The sequence below is a fragment of the uncultured Clostridium sp. genome (assembly GCF_934754915.1).
Classification (GTDB): domain Bacteria; phylum Bacillota; class Clostridia; order Clostridiales; family Clostridiaceae; genus Clostridium.
In genome coordinates this window covers 1-5,054 of record NZ_CAKVKB010000190.1, presented here as the reverse complement: position 1 = coordinate 5,054, position 5,054 = coordinate 1, and the positions used below count along the sequence as shown (strand labels likewise).

Genomic DNA, 5,054 nt, shown 5'->3' with positions numbered 1-5,054 from the left:
TAAAGGATAATTCTTAGTTAACCAATAATTTGTGGAGAGATAAAATGTTAGGACGAGTTAATTATATTACTAAAAATCTTTATCAAGATTCATGCCCTTATGACAATATGGAGGGGCATGAATTTGAAAAAAGAATGCATCAAATAATATCGGATCAACTGCAAGAATATTATGTTCAGGGATTAAGAATAAAAAAGACATCCAATACAAGAGATGATGGCAAAGATATGATAATAACATCTCCTACAAAGTTTTTTTTATTCGGTCAGGAATTTAAAAATGTAAACCATAGAAGCAAAATTACAATATATATAGAATGTAAAAGTACAAAGAATACCAGAGTAGATAGGGACAAGTTTTCACATAACATTTTAGTAGCGAATAGTTCTGAAATTGATTATTTTGTTTTACTTACAAATAAATGCATTACGCCAGAAGCATATTATCTTTCTGTATCTAATGCCCAGGAAAGAGGATATAATTTTGTGCTTTTTGATAAAATTATATTAAATATTTTCACAAATAATTATTTTCCCTCTTCAAATGAAATTATTTCTTATCAAATTATGAAAGGGATAGAAAATGATAAAAATCGGCTTGATATTTTTCTTTTGTTTCAGAATCTCAGCTCACAAAAACAACTTTTCAAATACGATTTGAAAAGTAATCGCAATTGGAAATTATGTGAGGAACCAATAAATAAATTTATAGAACCGTATAGTTGCATGGCAGTAAAAGTTACTGCTTTAAAACAGTATAATGATGGTATAAATGATCTGCTTTTGGATATGGAGTATGATAATAATACCAAAGTAGTAATTATTAATGGCAATAATGTAAATTATGCATTTGAGACACCTTTAATTGGGCAGCAGCATAAACAGTTGATTAGTCTATTATCCGAAAAAATATTATCTAATTTTGAAAAAATGTTTATTCATATTTATGGAGAAGCTGGTATTGGAAAAACACGTATTAAAGATGAAATTGTTAAGGAAATACAAGATTGTGGGATTGATATATTTGAATTTCGTTGTGTAGAAAAAAATGAACGTAATAATAAAAATGAATTTATTTCCTTTATGCGGCAAAAGGGTCTGATAGATAATTCAGATACTCAATATTCCAAATATGTAGTTGTGATCGAAGATTTCCATTATGCATCTCGAGACTTAGTTGATTATATTATAGATTGTTCAAAGCCAACAGTAATATTGCCTCATGTGGTTTCGTTTATTATATTGGGCAGGAATGATGATACTATTTATAATAAAGAGTATATCAGGTTTATGGATTTTTCTCGCACTTCCCGGCATATTCTTGATCACGAAATTAAAAAATTAAAACCAGAGGATAGTAAGGCGTTAATTAAGACAATCATTAAAGAAGTGCCTCTAAAAATATTAGACGATATTTGTATGGCTTCTGAAAATAATCCTTTTTATATTATTCAATTTGTAGAATATTTGTTGGAAAGTAAATTGGTTAATATAGTTAATCGAAATACCGTTGGTATAATAAATGCAACTACTTTTAGAGATAAAATATATATACCACAAGGAATAGAAGAACTTTTAGAAAGACGGGTTAGCCTTTTAAAAAAGCGGATAGGAATATTAGCATATGACTTCTTACTTATTTTAGCCTTTAAGAAAAATATATGTGGACTCGAAATATTTAATGAATGGTTTTTATTAGATGAAGATGGAAGGGACTATTTATTACAACATCATTTTATAAAAAATGATGCTTCTGGACAAAACATCATTTTTGAACACGAAAATATATATCAATATTGTTGCAAAGTGATGTCTTCAGACAAATATGCAAGAGAGATTTATAAAAAAATACTTGAAACTGATTTTATTTTTAATTCATTAAATATATTGGAAAAGGGAAAAGTATATGCTGGAAATGGATTATATGATGAAGCACTCGATGCATATAAAGAAATAATAACACAAATACAATTGTTTGATAATGTTGCAGCAATAAATTTACCATATTATTATTTGGATTATATAGATGATATTTATGATATTTCATTTAAAAAAGGGGACTATGAAATATGCGAAAAAAGTATTTTATCCGTACTCTATATCTCGCTACACAATATTACTAATGGTCGTGCCGGGCAAAATATAAATAACATTGAAAAGAAACTGTTAAAAAATCATAAAAGAAATTATAAATTGAATATTTCCTATAAGCAGATGAAAATGCATTACTATATGCAATGTGGTGATAATTTGAAAGCACTTCAGCTTGGAACAGAATTATTAGCCATAGAGCGCTATGATAATTCTGCTTTATTTAGTGCGGATGTAAGATTCAATTTGTTTGATAGAATGTCAAGCTTATATAATCAGTTAAACCATAGGGAATTGGCCGAACAGTACAATCAATTAGCCTTCACTGTTGCAGGTGAAGAGAAGAACGACACTTTTTATGCGTTGTCACATATGACAGCTTCCAAAATTTGTTTTTTTATTGATACAGATAAGTCCTTACAGAGCATGAAAAAAGCACAGAATTATATATTTCATGCTAATAACCCTCGTTTGAGTTGCCATAATACATTAAGTATTATCTCAGCAAAACTACTTGCTGGAGTTAATATAAATGAAAACTGTTTAGTTGAGGCAGTTACTCGACAATTAAACATTGCAAATAAAATTCAGTATCCAATTGCTCAAATACGCTCATATTATTTATTGGCAGTACTCCAATACATTCAATTGTCATCCCAAAGTGAGTATGATAGGATAATATTTTATTTAGACAAAGCCATTGAACTTTGTATCTATAATGCCAGTATAAAATTATTGCCTAATATTTATAATCTAAGGGCGATTATTGCAAATGACAATAATGAAAATACGGATTTGATATTTAAGTATTATAATACGATGCTTTTATATTTGAAACATCAAAATCAATTATTTTTAGGGAATTTTGATTTTACTTATAGCAATATTATTAATTTAACGAATTATGCATTATTCTTATTAAATAACAATAGCGAGAATGAGTATTATAATTTCATGTCGCAAATCAGAGGATATAACGTTGATGTTTTTTGTAACTTTCAGTGTTCCAATAATCAATTATGCTTTTATTCATGCAACGACACTTTAGAAAAATTCAAACAAATAAAACAAGCATTATCAAAGCAAAAATTTATTAATAACTTTGATGCATCAAACTATAAATTAATGGACGTAGATAGTAAATACTATATACCCTTACTTGTGTGACTCTTAGTAATTTTGAAATTTTCCATAAACAATACATCAATATTGGTGTGTAAAAAGGTTGAGATTGCATCATTAGGAGATTCAACCATTGGTTCATTATTATCATTGAAAGAAGTATTAAGGAGTACTGGTATACCGGATAATTTTTCAAACTCAGTTAAAATATTATGCACGAGCAAGTTTGAATTCTTATTTACGGATTGAATACGAGCAGAGCCGTCAATATGTGTAATAGCTGGTAATATTTGTTTATATGGTTCTTTAACTTGAGCAGACAAAAGCATATATGGAGAATCAACTATAATATCAAAAATATCATATTGCCTTTCTTCTGTAACAACTGGAGCAAATGGCCTAAATGTTTCTCGATGCTTTACACATATATTAAGAATATCTTTCATGCATGGATTACAAGGATTAGCCAGAATACTTCTATGGCATAAAGCACGAGGACCATTTTCACTTCTTCCATGTAATAATCCAACTATTTTATTCTGGTATATTTCATTTGCAATATTTTGGGCCAAAGATGTCGATGATATAACTTCATAATTTAATTTATACATCTTAATACTATTTTCAATTTCGTCAGATGTATAATCTATTCCCAAATAAGGGAGGACTTTTGAGGTGGGAGTAATTGCATGATTACTATTTAGCACTTTATATGCTGCGTATGCTGCACCAATTGATTGTCCCTCATCTCCAGATGAAGGGCAAATATGTATTGAAATATCAGGATGTTGACATATTATTTTATAATTTAAGGGACAGTTGAGAAATAGTCCGCCGGTTAAGCACAGATTTTGAGGGTGATATTTGTTGACTATATAATCTATAATTTCACATGTTTGTCTTTCAGTAAATGATTGAATAGTATGAGCAATATTCTCTTTATTAATAGATAAAAAATTATAATAAGATATATTAGATTCTTTATATAAATTATAGATTGTTTCCAATATATCTGTAAATCCAAGTGAAAACTGTAATGAATTCATTTTGGAAATTGGAACTTGAAATAAATCCGTTCCATAAGATGCTAATCCCATTGTTTTTCCAGCACCATATGGTCCAAATCCGAGTAACGCTGTAATTTGTCCGTATTTTTTCCCTAAACTAATTTGTGCATTTTTATATGCTAAATTCATAAAAGGATAATTATACATTTGGGGTCTTGTAAAACCATGAATATAATTACTCTGTAATCTACGTTCAAGTAAGAATATGTTCCCTCCTTCAGCGTGAAAGAGAGATTCAGATTCTTCTAATTTTCCAACCACGTCTCCACCTCCATCTGCCACCAAAATGAAAGCTTCATCAAAGTCTGATGTATTAAAGCACGCTTCTGCATGAGCAAGATGATGAGTTACAGGTATTACCTGCGAAAAATTATGGTGATAATGTTCCGACAACATTTCTTTAGTATATTGGTATAAGTTAGGTATATCAACCGAAGTGCAACTAATGCCTACACAGGATATTTCATTAATAGAAATATGTAAATAATTTAACAAAGAATCAATAGCTTCAAACGGAATGCTTAATGAACTTGAATGTTTTATACGATCTATTCTTTCTTGGGCAATAGCCCCTAATAAAATACCATTACAAACTATAGCAGCTCCACGATCATGTCCCATATTTATTCCCATACTTATATTTCTACTCATAATAATTTTCTCCATGTTTTGATTAATGTAAATAAAGATAGACAATAGTTAACTAAGAATTATCCTTTATTGACGAATCAGACTAACAAAACAGCTTACGATCAGTGGAATGAAGTTTACTTAT

General features: G+C 29.0%; 2 protein-coding genes. One reads left to right on the top strand and one right to left on the bottom strand.

The window, feature by feature from the left end:
- The first annotated feature begins 44 nt into the window (after positions 1-44).
- The gene (locus tag Q0F58_RS17085; protein ID WP_294379075.1) at positions 45-3,257 is read left to right on the top strand and encodes a lipopolysaccharide assembly protein LapB; all 3,213 of its coding nucleotides are present in this window, start codon (positions 45-47) and stop codon (positions 3,255-3,257) included.
- On the opposite strand, the gene Q0F58_RS17080 is transcribed toward Q0F58_RS17085, so the two are convergent.
- On the bottom strand, positions 3,236-4,930 hold the full coding sequence (locus Q0F58_RS17080) for a carbamoyltransferase C-terminal domain-containing protein (RefSeq protein ID WP_294379074.1): 1,695 nt from the start codon (positions 4,928-4,930) through the stop codon (positions 3,236-3,238). The genes Q0F58_RS17085 and Q0F58_RS17080 overlap by 22 nt on opposite strands.
- Between the last annotated feature and the right edge of the window lie 124 nt (positions 4,931-5,054).